We start from the raw sequence: 17,200 nt of genomic DNA, 5'->3' as shown, positions 1-17,200 counted from the left end.
CTCTTTCCAATCTCTTGGTGTCGGTTATTCTTGCCAGGCTTGATTTGAGGGGGGTTGTTCATGCGAATGATTGTTTCGCTGGCGGCGTTGTGTGCTGCCAGTATTGCTGCGCCGATTTATGCGCGCACGCTGGCTGAAGATGCTGCCGCGTTCGGCGCACGGGAATCGGTCGACTGGATTTCCATTTCACCTTCGGGCGACCGCATCCTCTATATTCAGCCCGGCGCCCAGTCCGACGAGACGATCTATGTCGTCGATCTGGCGAAGGGTGGTTCGCCCACCGCGATTGCCACATTCAACGAAGCGACCGCGCGGCTGAACTGGTGCCGCTGGGCCAACGAACAGCGGATCGTTTGCGAGATCTACGGCTATGCAGATGCCGGTGGCATCCTGCTCGGTTTTACCCGGATCATGTCCGTTTCGGCAGACGGTTCGGAAACCGAAATGCTGACCCCGACGCAGACCTTCAAGGTTCGCGGGATCCTCCAGGACGGCGGCGATGTGCTGGCACTCGATGTTCCCGGAAACCCCGGCAAGATCCTGATGACCAAGCGCTACATCAAGGAAGACAGCCGCAATACTCGCCTCTTCAATGACAAGGAGGGTCTGGGAGTAGACGCAGTCGATGTAACTACCGGGAACGGCAAACCGGTCGAGGATGCCGCCCTGAAGGCAGTCTCCTATATGGCGGACGATGCCGGGCGAGTGCGCATCATGCAGGTCACGGACACGCTGGCCAGCGGCTACGACGGCAGTGATTATCGCTACCTCTACCGCCGCAAGGATACCGACAAGTGGTATCCGCTATCCTCCGTCGATGCCGGCCAGCCCTTGCTTGACGGGTTCCTGCCGCTGGCGATCGATAGCGCCAAGGATCTGGTTTACGGTCTCGAACGGACCAATGGTTTCGACGCATTGTATTCCTACGCGCTCGACGGTTCCGGGACCAAGACGCTGGTCTACGCCAACGATAGCGTGGACGTTGATGGCGTGGCGCGGATCGGCCGACAGCAACGACCGGTGGGTGCGGTCTACGCCACCGACAAGAACTACATCCGGTATTTCGATCCGGAATTGGACAAGCTTACAACGGCATTTTCCAAGGCGCTCCCGGGCAAGCCGCAGGTCGCCATCGCTGACGCGAGTGCTGACGAGAACGAGCTCGTGCTTATCGCCTCCAGCGATACGGACCCCGGCCGCGCCTATCTATACGAGAAAGACACGAAGGCGCTGAGCGAACTGCTGTCCATCCGGCTCCCGCTCGAAGGGCGGGAAATGGGCAAGATGGCCCCCGTCACCTATCCGGCAGCCGACGGCACGCAGATCCCCGGCTACCTGACCCTACCGCCGGCTAGCGAGGGCAAGAAGCTGCCGGCAATCGTCCTGCCGCATGGCGGTCCGACAGCTCGCGACGTCTGGGGCTTCGATTGGCTGGTCCAGTTCCTCGTCGCGCGCGGCTATGCCGTGCTGCAACCCAATTATCGCGGTTCGACCGGCTTCGGTGAGGCGTGGGTCGGCGACAATGCCTTCCAGAGCTGGGATCGGGCGATCGGTGACATTAACGACGCAGGCCGCTGGCTGGTTGCCCAGGGGATTGCCGACCCTGACAGGATGGCAGCGCTGGGCTGGTCTTACGGTGGATATGCTGCCTTGCAGACGCAGGTGCTTGATCCGGCCCTGTTCAAGGCGGTGGTGGCAATAGCGCCCGTTACCGACCTGGAAGCCCTGCGAGAGGAGAACCGCAAATATACCAGCTTTTCCGCCGTCGACCGGATGATCGGGAATGGTCCGCACGTGGCGGCAGGTTCTCCGGCGCGTCACCCGGAAAAATTCGCGGCACCGGTCCTTCTCGTCCATGGCACGATGGACATGAACGTGTCGGTGCAACAGTCGAAACTGATGGAGGATCGGCTGAAATCGGCAGGCAAATCGGTCGAGTATCTCGAATTCGAAGGACTCGATCACAGCCTCCTGCATAGCCAGGCGCGCGGCATCATGCTGAAGCGGATTGGTGAGTTTCTGGAGACCAATCTCGGCGGTTAGACGTGGCAGTCAGCGAGCAGTTTCCCGCGCATAAGGAAACGTGCATGAGTAAGCGATGATTCCTCGGCTCCAGCCACTGTCAGATTCTCCCCCTTGCTGAGCGATCTCTCCTTCGGCTGGCGCACGGCAGTGTTGCTGGTGCCCTTTGTCCAGCTTCTGCTGATCTCTGCGGCCGTGCTGCGCGTGCTGGAGAACCGGCGAGCCAACCGCACGCTGGCGCTGCTGCTGCTGGTGCTGGCGGGAATCATCGCGCCGTGGATGATCGGCTTCGCGGGCTTCTACGACCGCTGGCAGTGGCTGAGCTTCGTGCCGGTTTCGATCACGCTCGCAGTGGCGCCGCTGTTCTGGCTCTATGTCCATGCGCTGGTGCGCGGGCACTGGCCCCGGCGCGGTGGGTGGCATCTTGTCCCGGCGTTACTACAGTTCGGCTACCTCGCCATATGCTTTGCCTTGCTGCAACAGCCGTTCAAGAACGAATGGCTGGGCCGCCAGTCGGAGGTTTACGGCCTCGTGACCGGCATCGGCGTGATTGCCGGTCTGCTGGGCTATGGACTGCGAGCGCGTGCCTTGATCCTGAAATATCGCCAGCAATTGCCCGAACAGGTCAGCGACGAGCACCGCTATGCCGCCCGCTGGCTCAGCCAAGCCATGGCGGCCTTGTTCGTCCTCCTGGCAGTGTGGACGCTCTACGGCGCATGGGATATGCTCACGCCGCTCGGCTACCGGGGGCTGATGGGGCTTTATGTCGCCATTGCCGTCATCGCGCTGTTCCTCGGCATACAGGGCCTGCGCCACGCCGACAGGCATTTCCCGATGGGGGAGCCGCAACCGGCCGAATTGCCGCCACGCGACTGGCGGGCACTGGGCGAGCAATGGGCTGCGGCGACGCGCCAGAACGGCTGGCACACCGATCCCGAGCTTAGCCTGTCGCTGCTCGCTCGGCGGCTCGGCACCAACACCGCCTATCTCTCGCGCGCGCTCAATGACGGGCTGGGCATGAACTTCGCAACCTTCGTCAACCGCCTGCGGTGCGAAGATGTGGCCGCTGCGATTGATACTAACCGGGCGGACGACCTGCTCGACCTCGCGCTGGAGGCCGGGTTCAGTTCGAAGGCCAGCTTCAACCGCGCTTTCCTCGCCTGCTACGGGGTAACACCGTCGGAGTACCGCAAGGCGCACGTCTCAAAAACGGAATAGGCGAATATTTTCAGCTTTTGCAGCGCAGCCGCATGCGGTTGCTGGCAAGCACTCTCCCGGAAGGAGACTGGCATGCTGAGCAGAAGGCGGTTCATTGGCGGGGTGGGACGATTGGTGGCAGGCGGCGCGGCCTTGGCGGCAACGCCGGGCGCGCTGGCAGCGGCGATCGAGGGCAGCGCGGCGCCGGACGACATGGCGATCATCCGCGGCGCGCTGGCGCTGCATCCGGGGCTCTATCGCTACAACACGCCAGCGGAAATCGAGGACAGGTTGGCCTGCCTTGAAGTCGCCCTCGGCCGCAGCGAAAGCCGGGCCGAAAGCTTCGTCACTTTGCAGCGGTTCCTCTCGACGGTACGCTGCGGGCATACCCAGTGCAATTTCTACAACCAGTCGGATGCCATCGTCTCCGAACTGTTCGATCGTCCCACGCGTCTGCCCTTTGCCTTTGCCTGGCTGGGTAATGACATGGTGGTGACGCAGGATCTGAGCGGCACGGGCCAGCTGATGCCGGGCACCCAGATCGAGTCGCTCAACGGGCTTCCGGCATCGGACGTGCTCAACTGCCTGCTGCCCCTGACCCGGGCCGACGGGCATAATGACGCGAAACGGCGGGTGCAGCTGGAGATGCGCAACACCGACCGGCTCGACTATTTCGATATCTATCAGGGCCTGCTGCTGCCCCCTGAAGGGGAGAGCCACCGAATCACCGGGCGGCGTCCGGACGGGACCGAATTCACCGCCGAACTGCCGGTATGGACCTTCGCGCAAAGGCAGGCCAGCCTACGCACGGCAGCAGACAGTTCAGGCCCGGGGCCGTTCTGGACATGGGAAATGCGGGGCGATGTGGCGCTGCTGACCATGCCGACCTGGGTGATGTACAACACCAAATGGGATTGGCAGGGCTGGCTCGACGAGCGGCTCGCCAGTCTTTCCGGTGCGCGCGGGCTGGTGATCGATCTACGCGATAATGAGGGCGGCAACGAATGCGGCAATGCCATTCTCTCGCGCCTGACCGACCGCGACTTGCGGTTTCCGGGTTATCGCCAGCTGGTCCGTTATCGCCGCACGCCGGAATGGCTCGATCCCTATCTCGACACCTGGGACCGTAGTTTCTGCACGATTGGCGAAGGCGGGGTTGAGGTCGAGGGCGGATTCTACGGCATGGCGGAGGAAACCGAACCGACCGACTTCATTCCGGCGCAGGCCCCGCGCATCACGGTGCCCGTGGCGGCGCTTATTTCGCCGGTTTGCAGTTCGGCGACTTTCTCCTTCGCGCGGCGAGCGAAAGAGTCGGGCCTGGTGCGGCTGTTCGGCGAAACCTCAGGCGGAAACCTGCGCGGGATCAACGGGGGAGCCTACTTCTTCGTCCAGCTACCAGGAACGGGCATCGAGTTCGACGTGCCGCTGATCGGCTATTATCCCAAAGGGACTCGCCCTGATGCGGGCGTAGACCCCGACGTGTTCGTGCCGCGAACCGCAGTCGACATCGCGGCGGGAACCGACCGCTGTCTCGATGCTGCCATGGCCTGGGTCAGGGCAGCCTGACGGAACGAAAAAGGGCGGCCCCGCAGGACCGCCCTTTTGAATTCGGTGCTTCCAGTCGCTTAGCGCGAATAGAATTCGACGACCAGGTTCGGTTCCATGGTGACCGGATAGGGCACTTCGTCGAGCTTCGGCACGCGGGTGAAGGTCACCTTGTCGTTACCGTCGGGAGCGACGTAGTCGGGAATGTCCCGCTCGGGCAGGCTCTGGGCTTCGATAACCAGCGCCATTTCCTTGGCCTTGCCGCCCAGGCTGACGACGTCGCCGACCACGATACGGCGGCTGGCGATGTTGCACTTCACGCCGTTGACGCGGATATGGCCATGGCTGACGAGCTGGCGGGCAGCGAAGATGGTCGGGGCGAACTTAGCGCGATACACGACCATGTCGAGCCGCTGTTCGAGCAGGCCGATCAGGTTCTGGCTGGTATCGCCCTTCATGCGCGACGCTTCCTGATAGGTGCGCTTGAACTGCTTTTCGGTGACGTCGCCGTAGTAGCCCTTGAGCTTCTGCTTGGCGCGCAGCTGGAGGCCGAAGTCGCTCATCTTGCCCTTGCGGCGCTGACCGTGCTGGCCAGGGCCGTAGGAACGCTTGTTGACCGGCGAATTCGGACGACCCCAGATGTTTTCGCCCATCCGGCGGTCGAGTTTGTACTTGGCGCTCTTGCGCTTCGACATAAGTCTTTCCTTCGATTTGCGAGGTCGGCCCTATGGCAACCTTTGAACCCGGTACGCACCACCAGCCACTGGGACGGATGCGGCCACCGCTTCACCGGGATGCGGGGCCAATCGGACGCGTGCGGAACACGCGGTGCCGAAGTGAAGGGCGCGCCTTAGCGTTTGCCGCGGGCAAGTCAAGCCGGCACGTGGCTCTATTGCCCCCTCGACAAAGGCGCTCATGCCAGCCACAGGGCCGGGCATGACCGACCCCAAGCGTCCCGACGATTGCCAGTCCATGCCCGAAGTGCGAGCCGGCGTCGATGCCACCGACCGTGCCCTGATGGAGCTGCTGGACCGCCGCTTCGGCTATATGCGTGCAGCGGCGCGGATCAAGACGGACCGGAGCACCGTGCGCGACGAAGCCCGCAAACGGCAGGTCATCGAGGCCGCACGCTCCGATGCCATGGCACGGGGCCTTCCGGCTGAGGACATAGCCGTCATTTGGGAGGCACTCGTCGAAGCATCCATCGCCTATGAACTCGGCGAGTGGGACAGGGTGCGCAGCGACGCCTGATGGGGACCGGGGCTATTCGCCCTGGTTCTGCTGCTTCCATTGTTCGGCGGTGAGGCAGACCTTGTCCTTGCGACGACTGCTCGGATCCTTGCGGATATAGCGGCAGACTTTCTCCTCGACCTGTTCGGCGCCGGCCGCAGGGGCGGGCTTTTCCGCCGGCTGGCTTGCAGGCGCATCGGCCGGTTCGAGGGCGACAAGAAAAAGGGCGACCACGGTCGAGAGCATCGAATCGTTCCTGTGCGAAATGGGGGTGGCAAAGAGGCTATTCAGGAACCGGGCAAGTGTCGAGCGGTTCCTTGTCGCCATTGCGCTCGGCCCAGTCTTGCCGCTGCAACGAGGACAGCACGCCCCGCAAGGTCCTGATTTCCAGATGGTTCCAGCCCGGCTTGGTCAGGACATTGCGCAATGTTAGGCGGGTGGCCGCCGCGCGTGACGCGGGCATGAAATAGCCCTTTGGCTCCAGCATTCCCTCAATATGGGCGACCAGCCCGTCAAGATCTTCCTGCGGCGCAGGGGGGAGCAGGTCCTCGCGCGTGGGCTGGACGAGCCCGGCATTCTTCGACCACTCGTAGGCGCACAGGATCACGGCCTGGGCAAGATTAAGCGAGCCGAACTCCGGATCGATGGGCACCGTCAGTATCGCGCGGGCCAATGCGACATCCTCGGTCTCCAGTCCCGAGCGTTCCGGACCGAACAGGATCGCCGACTGACCGGGCCCGGAATGGATTGCGCGCGCTGCCTGCTCGGGTGTGACGACAGGCTTGGTAACCCCGCGCTTGCGTACGGTCGTGGCATAGACATGGGCGCAATCGGCGACGGCATCGGCAACGGTTTCGAACACCCTGGCCTGTTCAAGCACGTCGTCCGCGCCGGCCGCGGCAGGACCCGCCGCCGGATTGGGCCAGCCATCGCGCGGAGCGACGAGCCGCATTTCGGTCAGTCCGAAATTGCGCATCGCGCGGGCCGCCTTGCCGATATTCTCGCCCAACTGCGGGCGCACGAGAACCATGATCGGCTTGGCGGCCATGTCAGTCGCGCCCGTGCCCGTTCTGGGCAGCATCCTGCACTGTGCTGGCAAATTCCTCGAAATCCCGGGCTTCGCTGAAGTCGCGGTAGACGCTGGCAAAGCGGATATAGGCGACACTGTCGATCAGGCGCAGGCCGTCCATCACCAGCTCGCCGATGCGCGAGGACGGTATCTCGCTCTCGCCGGTCGTTTCGACCTGGCGCTGGATGCCGCTGACGAGCTGGTCGATCTGTTCCTGCGTCACCCCACGCTTGCGGCAGGCAAGGGCGACCGATTGTTCGATCTTGGAGCGGTCGAATGCCTCGCGGTGGTCGCCGGTTTTCACGACGGTCACTTCGCGCAATTGCGTCCGCTCGAAGGTCGTGAAGCGTGCGCCGCAGCTCGAGCACTGGCGACGACGGCGGATCGCCCCGCCGTCTTCGGCCGGGCGCGAATCCTTCACCTGGCTGTCGTCATGCGCACAAAAAGGGCAGCGCATTCAGGGCAGATCCGTCATGGCCGCAGGCGTTTGTAAAGCATGAAGCCGGCACCAACGACCCCGCCGATGATCGGGCCGACGACGGGCAGTACGAAACCGGCCACCGCGCCGACTGCCGCACCGGTCAAGACCGGCTTGGTCGAGGGGTGGTGCATACCGTCCTTCATCATGGCCTGGACCTCGGCCTTGGCGTCGGGCAGCAACTGGTGGTCCTGGTGCCTGGGTTCTCTGGGTTCGTCGTCTTGCATCTGCAGTCTCCTCAATTCCCGGGATAGACCGGGAACTGCGAGCATAGCTCGCTGACGCGGCGCCGAACACTTTCCTCGACCTGCGCATCGCCTTCGGGCCCATTCTTCGACAAACCGTCGACCACCTCCGCTATAAGTGCGCCGACCTTGCGGAACTCGGCCGGGCCGAAGCCGCGCGTAGTGCCAGCTGGCGTACCGAGGCGGATGCCGCTGGTTACGAAGGGGCTGCGGGTGTCGTAGGGGATGCCGTTCTTGTTGCAGGTCAGCCAGGCGCGATCCAGGCCCTTCTCCGCATCCTTGCCGGTTACATCCCTGGCGGTGAGATCGACCAGCATCGAGTGATTGTCTGTGCCGCCGGAAACGATCCGCAGGCCATTTTCCTCGAGGCTGGCGGCCAGCGCGCGAGCGTTCTCAACCACGGCGCGGGCATAGGCCTTGAATTCGGGGCGCAGCGCTTCGCGGAAGGCAACGGCCTTGGCGGCGACGATGTGCATCAACGGGCCGCCCTGAAGGCCGGGGAAGACGGCCATGTTGAGCGGCTTGGTCAGCTCCTCGTCATTCCACAGGATAACGCCGGAGCGCGGGCCGCGCAGGCTCTTGTGCGTAGTGGTCGTCACGACATGGGCATGGGGGAAGGGCGATGGGTGCGCGCCGCCAGCAACGAGGCCGGAGATATGGCTCATGTCGCAGAGCAGGTAAGCGCCGACCTCGTCCGCGATCTCGCGGAAACGCTTGAAATCCCAGGTGCGCGAATAGGCGGTACCGCCGCAGATGATCAGCTTGGGCTTGTGTTCGCGCGCAGTAGCGGCGACGGCGTCCATGTCGATCCGCTCGTCGTCCTTGCGCACGCCATAGGCAACCGGGTTGAACCACTTGCCGCTCATGTTGACCGGCGAACCGTGGGTCAGGTGGCCGCCCGAATTGAGGTCGAGCCCCATGAAGGTGTCGCCCGGATTGAGCAGCGCGAGGAACACCGCCTGGTTCATCTGCGAGCCGCTGTTGGGCTGGACGTTGGCGAAGTTGCAGCCGAACAGCTCCTTGGCCCGCTCGATCGCCAGCGTCTCGACCACATCGGCATAGTCGCAGCCGCCGTAATAGCGCTTGCCCGGATAGCCTTCGGCGTATTTGTTGGTGAAGACGCTGCCGGCGGCTTCGAGCACGGCCTTGCTGGCGATGTTCTCGCTGGCGATCAGTTCGATCTTGTCCTGCTGTCGCTTCAATTCCCTGGCGCAGGCCTCGGCGATTTCCGGATCGGCAGTGGCCAGATCGTCGTGCCAGAAACGGTGCATGATATCGGCGCTTGTCTGTTCGGCGGTATTCATGGATCAGACCTCAGGATTGGAAAGCTTGTCGACGCGGCGCTGGTGACGGCCGCCGGCAAAGTCGGTTTCGAGAAAGGCCGTGACACAAGCCTTGGCCATGTCGCTGCCGGTCAGGCGTGCGCCCATGGCGAGGACGTTTGCGTCATTGTGCTCGCGGGCCAGTGCGGCTGAGAGCGGCTCTGACACCAGCGCGCAGCGGACGGCCGGATTGCGGTTGACCGAGATCGAAATACCGATCCCGCTGCCGCACAGGGCAATCCCGCGCGTCGCAGTACCATCCGCGACGACGCTGGCCAGCTTGTATCCGAAATCCGGATAATCGACGCTGTCGGGGCTGTCCGGCCCGAGATCGGCGACCTCGTGGCCCTGTTCGATCAACCATTCACGCAACTCCGCCTTGAGGGCGAGGGCGGCATGGTCCGAGGCGATAGCGATACGCATGGCGGCCCCATAGGCGAGGGCGGCGATTCTCTCCACCCCTGCGGCGAAGCTTTTCGACGGGCGGGGGATAGCGGTTATTGACAGCACGGGCAGGCTGGCGTCCCATGTGCCCACAAGGAAGGGACATCGAATGGCAGCAAGGTGGTTGTGGTTGGGCAGCGCATTGGTGGCGGCGCTGGTTCTGGCCATCATGGCGACGACACCGCCGGAGCCGACGGCCACGCCCAGCGGCAATCCCGCCGAACCGTCGGCAAGCCGCGCCTTTGCCCATATCGAGGAGATCGCGAAGGAGCCGCACCCGACCGGCAGCGCGGCGAATGCACGGGTGCGCGCCTATCTCGTTGCCGAGCTGGAGAAGATGGGGCTGACGGTGGAGACGACCACGGGCACGATCGACCGGCGGGCGCAGGACAAGCTCGATCACTGGGACGGCCAAAAATCCTCCGGACTGACCGAATTTGTCAACATCATCGCCACATTGCCGGGCAAGGATCGCGAGCTCCCGGCCGTGGCGCTCATGGCGCATTACGACAGCGTCTGGGGTTCGCCCGGCGCGGCGGACGATGCGACCGGGGTGGCGGTCATCCTGGAAACGGTCCGGGCAATCACGGCAAGGGGACCGCAAGCGCGCGACATCGTGGTTATCCTGACCGATGCCGAGGAACTGGGGCTCAACGGTGCGCGCGATTTCTATGCAAAGCACTCTCTGGCAGGAAGGATCGGGGCCATCATCAACGTCGAGGCCCGGGGGGGTGGCGGCATCGCCAACATGTTCCAGACTTCGCCGGGCAATGCCGGGATAGCCCGGCTCTATGCCCGCGAGGTCAGCCATCCCTCAACCTCGTCGCTGTCCGCCTTCGTCTATTCCGTCCTGCCCAACGATACCGACCTCTCCCCGGCGCTGGAGCGCGGCGGTTATGCCGCCTACAACATCGCCTTCATCGGCCGGTCCGGCCTGTACCATTCGCCGCTGTCGATCCCCGAAAATGTCGATCGCGGCTCGATCCACCAGATGCTCGGCAATGTCTTCGAGCTGACGAGCGCGATGGTTTCGCCGAAGCCGTTACCCCCCCAGTCGCATGACGCCGTGTTCTTCGATGTCTTCGGCGAATTCGTCGTGGTCTATGCCCCGGGATGGGGGTGGGTCATGCTGCTGGTCGGCGCGGCGGCCTATGCGGCGGCATGGACCCGCCGGAAGCAGCGTTCGGGAAGCGTCGTGGCCGGCGCTTCAAGGATGACGGCGTTGCTGTTGCTGGGCGGGATCGCGCTCTTCGCCCTCAACTGGATATCCGGTGCGGGGACAGGCGCGGGATATTACGACCGTCTGGCCGCCATTCCCAAGCTCATCGCCATGGTGCTGCTCGCCTTGACGGGCATCGCGATCGCGATCTTCGGGCAAAGGCGAAGCGGATTTGCGAGCCGGGTCGGAGCGGCAATCCCGCTCATCCTGCTGGCTGTCGCCATGCAGGCGCTTGCCCCGACAGCGGCGTATTTCCTGGTCATACCCGTAATGCTGGCAGGACTGGGCGAAGCAATCCGGACTTTGGGAAGCAAGCTCGCGGGCGAGGGCGCATGCGCGGCAATCGCTGCGGTAGTGACCGGTTACCTGCTCGCGCTGGGCTTTTTCGCCATGCAGGGTGTCGGCCCGAGCATGCCCTGGGTCACAACCGTTCTTATGGCCCTGGCCATGCTGATGTGGCTTCCCCTGTGGCAGGGGGTGCCGAAATGGCGCTGGCTTGCCGCAGCCCTGATGCTCGCCGCAGTGGTGGTGGCGCTGTATGTGCGTTTCGATCCCGTTCCGCCCACGGTGGCGGTGTACGAGCCGCTCAAGCCGGGTTGAGCGTCAGCCCAGCTGTTTCGCCACCCACTTCCACAATTTCTTCGCTTCCTTTGCCGCCTTGCCATCGGCATCAATCTCGGATGCCACCTCGCCCTTGGCCGAGGATTTATGAAAATCGGCGCGTTCCCCGAAAGTTACGGGACATACCTCGAGACCGTGCGCCTTCGCGGCCTCCGACGCATCGGCCACCTGCCGGGTAGCCCCGCCGGGCACCGCATTGAACACCACGAAGGCGGGCGTAGCGGCATTGCTTAGCATGTCGGCGACACCCTCCAGAGCATGGAGGTCGAAAGCACGCGGGCGTGACGGGATAAGTACCAGATCGGCCGCCTTGATCGCCTCGCGCATGGCCGCTTCGGCATGGGGCGGGGTGTCGATTATCACGACCTCGATATCGTCCTGGCTGCGGGCTCGCTCGATGGTTTTGGCGAGCCTCGCCGGCGGGCTGGTGACGACGATTGGCAGGAAATCGCCGCGCCAGTCGCCCCAAGCGGACGCTGTCGCCTGCGGATCGGTATCGACGATGCAGGCCGGCCGCTTTGCTTGTGTCGCGCTGGCGGCAAGGTGCAGGGCGAGGGTGGTCTTGCCGGACCCGCCCTTCTGGCTGATAATGGCGATGACGGACATGGAAACAGACCCCTCAGCAAATTCGTAGATGGCCTCTCCGGCTACTTCTATCGACCGGATTTGCCAGTTTATCAAGCTGGGCTGGCGCTTCCCGGGCACCTTGTGGAAGATATCGAGATGCTTGTTTCCAGCCAGAGACGCGACGTTCTTGCATTGCTTGGCGCAAGCATTTTGGTCGGGAGCTGCAATATGCCTTCATCGAAGCCGTCGGGGACAAACCCCACTATCAGGCGGGCGACAATGGCGGACATTCCGGCAATCGTCACGATCCTGAGCGCATATCGGGAAAAGCTCGCCCGCTGGTCACCGCAATTCTGGCAACCGGCGACAGGTGCTGCAACGATGTCGACATTCTTTCTCGGAACTCAGGTCGAGAAGGACGGGACGATTTTTCTGGTCGCCGAGGTGCACAATGAAGTGGCCGGGTTTGCTCTGGCATACGACACACCCGCACCACCGGTCTACGCGCCGGGCAAGACGGGAACACTCGACGATTTTGGTGTCGCGGACGACGCGCGGTGGGATGATATCGGCAGAACCCTTCTTGCCGCGATCAGGCAGAAGGCCGAGGAATCAGGCTGGGAGCAATTGATAGTCGTCAGCCCCGCGGCCGACGATTTGAAAAATGCCGTGCTGGTAAAGGCTGGCCTCGCCGTCGCATCGCAGTGGTGGACGACGAGGCTTTGAACCCAGACTACTGATCGAGGAACGAGCGCATCTTGCGGCTACGGCTCGGGTGCTTCAATTTGCGGAGCGCCTTCGCCTCGATCTGCCGGATGCGTTCGCGGGTGACCGAGAACTGCTGCCCGACTTCTTCGAGCGTGTGATCGGTGTTCATGCCGATGCCGAACCGCATACGCAGCACGCGTTCCTCACGCGGGGTGAGCGAGGCCAGCACGCGCGTGACGGTTTCCTTGAGGTTAGCCTGGATCGCGGCATCGACCGGGATGATCGCGTTCTTGTCCTCGATGAAATCGCCCAGATGCGAATCTTCCTCGTCGCCGATCGGCGTTTCGAGGCTGATCGGCTCCTTGGCGATCTTCATCACCTTGCGCACCTTTTCGAGCGGCATGGAAAGACGCTCGGCCATTTCCTCCGGCGTCGGTTCGCGGCCCTGTTCGTGGAGGAACTGGCGGCTGGTGCGGACCAGCTTGTTGATCGTCTCGATCATGTGGACCGGGATGCGGATGGTGCGCGCCTGGTCGGCGATCGAGCGGGTGATCGCCTGCCGGATCCACCAGGTGGCATAGGTGCTGAACTTGTAGCCGCGGCGATACTCGAACTTGTCGACCGCCTTCATCAGGCCGATGTTGCCTTCCTGAATGAGATCAAGGAATTGCAGGCCGCGGTTGGTGTATTTCTTGGCGATCGAGATCACGAGCCGCAGGTTCGCCTCGACCATTTCCTTCTTGGCGATGCGCGCCTCGCGCTCCCCCTTCTGGACCATGTTGACGATGCGGCGGAACTCGGGAAGCGACATGCCGGTCTGGCTGGCGATATCGGCGATTTCCACGCGGATGCGCTCGATCGCGTCGGCTTCCTTCTCGGCAAAGGCGGCCCATTTCTTGTCCTTGGCGGCCTTTTCCTTGAAGAAGTCTTCGTCGAGCTCATTGCCGATGTAGCTGCCGAGGAAGTCGGCGCGCTTCACCTTGTGGCGTTCGGCCAGGCGCAGCATCTGACCGCCGAGCGCGGTCAGGCGGCGGTTGAACGCGTAGAGGTTGTCGACCAGGAATTCGATCTTGGTCGCGTGGAACTGGACGCTTTCGACCTCGGCGGTGAGATCTTCGCGCAGCTGTTCGTATTTCTTTTCCTTGGCCGGGGGGAAGGCATTGCCGGCGGCAAGCGTCTCGACCCGCTCGGCCTGGAGTTTTTCGAACTTGGAGAACAGGTCGGTAATGCGTGCGAACCGTTCGAGGGCTTCGGGCTTGAGCGCGGCCTCCATCTGCGCGAGGGACATGGTGTTGTCTTCCTCATCGTCGTCGTCGCGCCGCTTGCGTTCGCCGTCTTCGCCGTCCTCGTCCTCGTCGGCGCCCTCTTCTTCCTCTTCCTCGATCTCGTCGTCGTCGCGGATCGTGGGACCTGCGGTCTCTTCGGAGATTTCGCCGTCGTCGTCATCCTCGGCGCCTTCCTCCATCTTGTCGACGGGGGGCTCCTTGGACAGCATGGCATCGAGATCGAGGATCTCGCGCAGCTGCATTTCCTCGTTGTTGAGCGCTTCCGACCACTGGATGATGGCGTGGAAGGTGATCGGGCTTTCACACAGCCCGATGATCATCGTGTCGCGGCCGGCCTCGATCCGCTTGGCGATGGCGATCTCGCCTTCGCGGCTGAGCAGTTCGACGGCGCCCATCTCGCGCAGGTACATCCGCACCGGATCGTCGGTGCGGTCGCCGGTCGCGGTCTTCTTGGCCGCGGTCGCCTTCCGCGCCTCTTTCTTGGGGCTATCGTCGTCCTCGTCGTCATCGTCCCCGTCGGAGGCGATTTCGTCGACGTCGTTTTCGTCCTGTTCGCCTTCCTCGGCGTCCTCGTCGCTTTCGACGATTTGCACGCCCATCTCGCTGATGGCGGTCTGGATGTCCTCGATCTGGTCGGGGCTCATTTCGCCCGAGGGCAGTGCCTCGTTCAGTTCGTCATAGGTGATGTAACCGCGACGCTTGGCCTTGGCGATCAGCTTCTTGATCGAAGCCTCGTTGAGGTCGATCAGCGGTGCATCGTCATTCTGTGCGCTGTTTGCTTCGGACGCCATAATTTCCGTTTCAGTCCGTTTCCTTGTCGCCTGCCGGCTCCGGCTGCGGCGAATGTCCCGTTTCCGGCTGCGTCCGCTTGGTGCGGCGTGCAGCCCTCAATTGCGCCATTTGGCCGAGTCGCGCCTCGAATTCCAGCTTTCGTTTGAGCAGCCGTTGCTGCTCTGCGAAAGCGCCTTCGGGGTCGATCTCGAACCGCGCGGTCGCTGCGGCAAGCGCAGCCTCCAGCGCAGGCCTTTCGACCAGCAACGATACGGCTTCGGCCAGGTCTTCGCGCGCAGCCTCCGGATCTGTTGCTTCCGACAGGAAGGCGAAACGGGATTTATCCGGGGCGGCCGAGGGGCCTGTGTCGCCAGATATGGGCGATGCGCCGCCATGTTCAAGCATTTCCGCCATGTCGAGCAGCGGATTGACGAGGTTTGCGACTTTCCCGTCACGTTCGGCAGCTTCGGACAGCGCATCGGCGTGCCGGTCGATCTGGTCGGGAAACCGGATCAGCCCGGCCACAACCGCGCTGGCGAGCCGGTCGCGCCCGCCACCGCTGGCGAGTTTCTGGAGGCGGCGGATTGCGGCCGGATCAGCCTTGGGAGGGTGTGGTGCCCCCTTGCGGAAACCACCCGGCTTCCAGGCCGTGCGTTCGCGCTGGGGAAAGGCGAAAGCGGAAAATCGGTCCATCAATTCACGTCGGTAAAGTACCTTGATGTCGGGGTCGGCAATGGTTTCCACATGCGCATTGAGCCGTGCCTTGAGCCCTGCCTTGGCCTCGGGGCTGCCCAGCGGCTGCGCATCGCGCTCGAACCGCCACAGCGTCTCGAGCAGGCTGTCTGGGCTGGCGAGAAGTTCCTCCATCGCCTTTGCACCGCGCTGCTTCAACAGGTCGTCCGGATCGAGACCGGAGGGAAGGCTGACGATAGCAAGCGAATGGGCCGGGCGGAGCAATGGCAGGGCGCGCTGGATCGCGCGCATGGCTGCGCGCTGGCCGGCAGCGTCGCCGTCGAAACACAGGATGGGCCGTTCGACCATGCGCCACAGCAGCTCGATCTGCCGCTCGGTCAGCGCAGTACCGAGCGGGGCGACCGCATCGGCAATCCCCGCATTGGCGAGGGCGATCACGTCCATGTAGCCCTCGACCACCACCATCCGGCCGCTCTGGCGACTGGCCGGTCCCGCGCGGTGCAAATTGTAGAGCGTGCGACCCTTGTCGAATAGCGGGGTGTCGGGCGAATTGAGGTACTTGGCGACACCGTCCCGCTTGTCGAGAATGCGCCCACCGAAAGCGATCACCCGCCCGCGCGTGTCCTGGATCGGCAGCATAAGCCGTTCGCGGAATCGGTCGTAGTGGTCGCCCTGATCTGTCTCGATCCGCATGCCGGCCTCGACCAGCATTGCCTCGTCGAACTGCGCAAGCCCCCCTTTGAGTGCCTGCCGCCCCTCAGGCGCATAGCCGAACCCGAATTCGCGCACGACGCTGTCCGAGAACCCCCGCGAGGCGAGGTATTCCCGCGCTCTCGTTCCTTCGGTGCCCTGCAGCTGGCGGACGAACCACTGCTGCGCCGCTTCGGTCACGTCGATCAGGCTGGCGCGTTTCTTGGCCTGCTGCGCGGCACGCGGATCGGCGGCGGGGACTTCGAGCCCCGCCTCGGCCGCGAGTTCCTTCACCGCATCCATGAACTGCAGGCCCCGCTGATCGGTCATCCAGCGGATGACGTCGCCATGCGCGCCGCACCCGAAACAGTGGTAGAACCCCTTGGCGTCGTTGACCGTGAAGCTCGGGCTTTTCTCGTTGTGGAACGGGCAGCACGCCTTCCATTCCCGGCCAGCCCGCTGCAGCTTGACCGTGCGCATGATGACGCTGGAGAGCGTCACCCGTGCGCGGAGTTCGTCAAGCCATTGGGGTGAGAGCATCACCCGACCGTATTAGGAAAGCGCCGCCTTCACCAGCCCGCTCGCCTTGCTCATGTCGAGTTGTGAACCGTGGCGGGCCTTCAGCTCGGCCATGACGCGGCCCATGTCCTTGGGCGTCGAGGCGCCGAGCTCGGTCTTGATCGCCTCGATCGCGGCCAATGTGTCCGCCTCGCTCAGCATCGCGGGGAGGAATTCCTCGATCACGGCCAGTTCGCCCTTTTCCTTGTCGGCGAGTTCCTGCCGACCGCCGTCCTCGAACATCTGGATCGATTCGCGGCGCTGCTTGGCCATTTTCTGCAGCACGTCCACCACCAGGTCGTCGTCGGCGATTTCCTTCGACGAGGTGCGCATCTCGATATCGCGGTCCTTGATCTTGGCGCCGATCAGCCGCAGCGCGGCGGTGCGGTCCTTGTCGCCAGCCTTCATGGCAGTGACGGTGGCGGCCTTGATGTCGTCTCTCAACATGGTTCGTCCTGTGATTTTCCGGAGTTTTCGGGATTGCCCCCCAATTGGCCCCGCACGGCCCTTGACGCAAGGGGAGGGTGCCCCTAGC

17 protein-coding genes are annotated in these 17,200 nt (G+C 63.6%); 6 read left to right on the top strand and 11 right to left on the bottom strand.

Annotated elements, in window-relative coordinates:
- The first annotated feature begins 66 nt into the window (after positions 1–66).
- The 3 genes from WAB17_RS12620 (at position 67) to WAB17_RS12610 (ending at position 4,785) form a co-directional block, all read left to right on the top strand.
- Positions 67–2,043 (top strand): alpha/beta hydrolase family protein, encoded by a 1,977-nt coding sequence (locus WAB17_RS12620; RefSeq protein ID WP_435417696.1) that lies wholly within the window; start codon positions 67–69, stop codon positions 2,041–2,043.
- A 93-nt stretch (positions 2,044–2,136) separates the two neighbouring features.
- Positions 2,137–3,240 carry a helix-turn-helix domain-containing protein gene (locus tag WAB17_RS12615; protein ID WP_435417695.1) on the top strand — a complete coding sequence of 368 codons (1,104 nt, stop codon included), beginning with the start codon at positions 2,137–2,139 and terminating at the stop codon, positions 3,238–3,240.
- Positions 3,241–3,312: 72 nt separating this feature from the next.
- Positions 3,313–4,785, top strand: coding sequence for a S41 family peptidase (locus WAB17_RS12610; RefSeq protein WP_435417694.1), 1,473 nt, complete (start codon positions 3,313–3,315; stop codon positions 4,783–4,785).
- A 59-nt stretch (positions 4,786–4,844) separates the two neighbouring features.
- On the opposite strand, the gene rpsD is transcribed toward WAB17_RS12610, so the two are convergent.
- A complete protein-coding gene (gene rpsD, locus WAB17_RS12605; RefSeq protein ID WP_435417693.1) occupies positions 4,845–5,459 on the bottom strand; it encodes a 30S ribosomal protein S4 in 615 nt (204 codons plus the stop codon).
- A gap of 241 nt (positions 5,460–5,700) precedes the next feature.
- Between rpsD and WAB17_RS12600 the strand changes: the two genes are divergently transcribed.
- Positions 5,701–6,015, top strand: a complete 315-nt coding sequence (locus WAB17_RS12600; protein ID WP_435417692.1) for a chorismate mutase — start codon at positions 5,701–5,703, stop codon at positions 6,013–6,015.
- A 12-nt stretch (positions 6,016–6,027) separates the two neighbouring features.
- Here WAB17_RS12600 and WAB17_RS12595 read toward each other — a convergent pair whose 3' ends face one another.
- From WAB17_RS12595 to rpiB, 6 genes are read right to left on the bottom strand one after another with little or no spacing between them, the layout of a single operon-like run.
- Positions 6,028–6,240 (bottom strand): hypothetical protein, encoded by a 213-nt coding sequence (locus WAB17_RS12595; RefSeq protein ID WP_435417691.1) that lies wholly within the window; start codon positions 6,238–6,240, stop codon positions 6,028–6,030.
- Between the two features lie 37 nt (positions 6,241–6,277).
- Positions 6,278–7,075, bottom strand: coding sequence for an RNA methyltransferase (locus WAB17_RS12590; RefSeq protein WP_435417690.1), 798 nt, complete (start codon positions 7,073–7,075; stop codon positions 6,278–6,280).
- Complete coding sequence (nrdR, locus tag WAB17_RS12585; RefSeq protein ID WP_435417689.1) at positions 7,044–7,520, bottom strand: transcriptional regulator NrdR; 477 nt, start codon at positions 7,518–7,520, stop codon at positions 7,044–7,046. The genes WAB17_RS12590 and nrdR overlap by 32 nt, the downstream gene beginning before the upstream one ends.
- A gap of 14 nt (positions 7,521–7,534) precedes the next feature.
- Entirely contained in the window at positions 7,535–7,768 is a 234-nt protein-coding gene (locus tag WAB17_RS12580) for a hypothetical protein (protein ID WP_435417688.1), read from the bottom strand.
- A gap of 11 nt (positions 7,769–7,779) precedes the next feature.
- Complete coding sequence (gene glyA, locus WAB17_RS12575) at positions 7,780–9,090, bottom strand: serine hydroxymethyltransferase (RefSeq protein WP_435417687.1); 1,311 nt, start codon at positions 9,088–9,090, stop codon at positions 7,780–7,782.
- A gap of 3 nt (positions 9,091–9,093) precedes the next feature.
- Positions 9,094–9,531: a ribose 5-phosphate isomerase B gene (gene rpiB / locus WAB17_RS12570; protein WP_435419388.1), complete on the bottom strand. Its 438-nt coding sequence runs from the start codon at positions 9,529–9,531 to the stop codon at positions 9,094–9,096.
- Positions 9,532–9,697: 166 nt separating this feature from the next.
- On the opposite strand from rpiB, the gene WAB17_RS12565 reads away from it, so the two are divergent.
- Positions 9,698–11,371 carry a M20/M25/M40 family metallo-hydrolase gene (locus WAB17_RS12565; protein ID WP_435417686.1) on the top strand — a complete coding sequence of 558 codons (1,674 nt, stop codon included), beginning with the start codon at positions 9,698–9,700 and terminating at the stop codon, positions 11,369–11,371.
- Positions 11,372–11,374: 3 nt separating this feature from the next.
- Here the strand turns inward: WAB17_RS12565 and WAB17_RS12560 are convergent, their stop codons facing one another.
- A complete protein-coding gene (locus tag WAB17_RS12560; RefSeq protein ID WP_435417685.1) occupies positions 11,375–11,998 on the bottom strand; it encodes an AAA family ATPase in 624 nt (207 codons plus the stop codon).
- 240 nt (positions 11,999–12,238) lie between these two features.
- On the opposite strand from WAB17_RS12560, the gene WAB17_RS12555 reads away from it, so the two are divergent.
- Entirely contained in the window at positions 12,239–12,685 is a 447-nt protein-coding gene (locus WAB17_RS12555) for an N-acetyltransferase family protein (RefSeq protein WP_435417684.1), read from the top strand.
- Between the two features lie 7 nt (positions 12,686–12,692).
- Here WAB17_RS12555 and rpoD read toward each other — a convergent pair whose 3' ends face one another.
- Genes rpoD through WAB17_RS12540 form a run of 3 tightly spaced genes read right to left on the bottom strand, consistent with a single transcriptional unit; the run spans position 12,693 to position 17,112 of the window.
- A complete protein-coding gene (gene rpoD, locus WAB17_RS12550) occupies positions 12,693–14,744 on the bottom strand; it encodes an RNA polymerase sigma factor RpoD (RefSeq protein ID WP_435417683.1) in 2,052 nt (683 codons plus the stop codon).
- 10 nt (positions 14,745–14,754) lie between these two features.
- Complete coding sequence (dnaG, locus tag WAB17_RS12545) at positions 14,755–16,647, bottom strand: DNA primase (RefSeq protein WP_435417682.1); 1,893 nt, start codon at positions 16,645–16,647, stop codon at positions 14,755–14,757.
- A gap of 12 nt (positions 16,648–16,659) precedes the next feature.
- Entirely contained in the window at positions 16,660–17,112 is a 453-nt protein-coding gene (locus WAB17_RS12540; RefSeq protein ID WP_435417681.1) for a GatB/YqeY domain-containing protein, read from the bottom strand.
- Positions 17,113–17,200: the final 88 nt, after the last annotated feature.

Source organism: Parerythrobacter aurantius, from assembly GCF_045291475.1.
GTDB classification, from domain to species: Bacteria; Pseudomonadota; Alphaproteobacteria; order Sphingomonadales; family Sphingomonadaceae; genus Parerythrobacter; species Parerythrobacter aurantius.
Note: the sequence above shows the minus strand (reverse complement) of the source record. Positions and strands in the feature narration are given on the sequence as shown.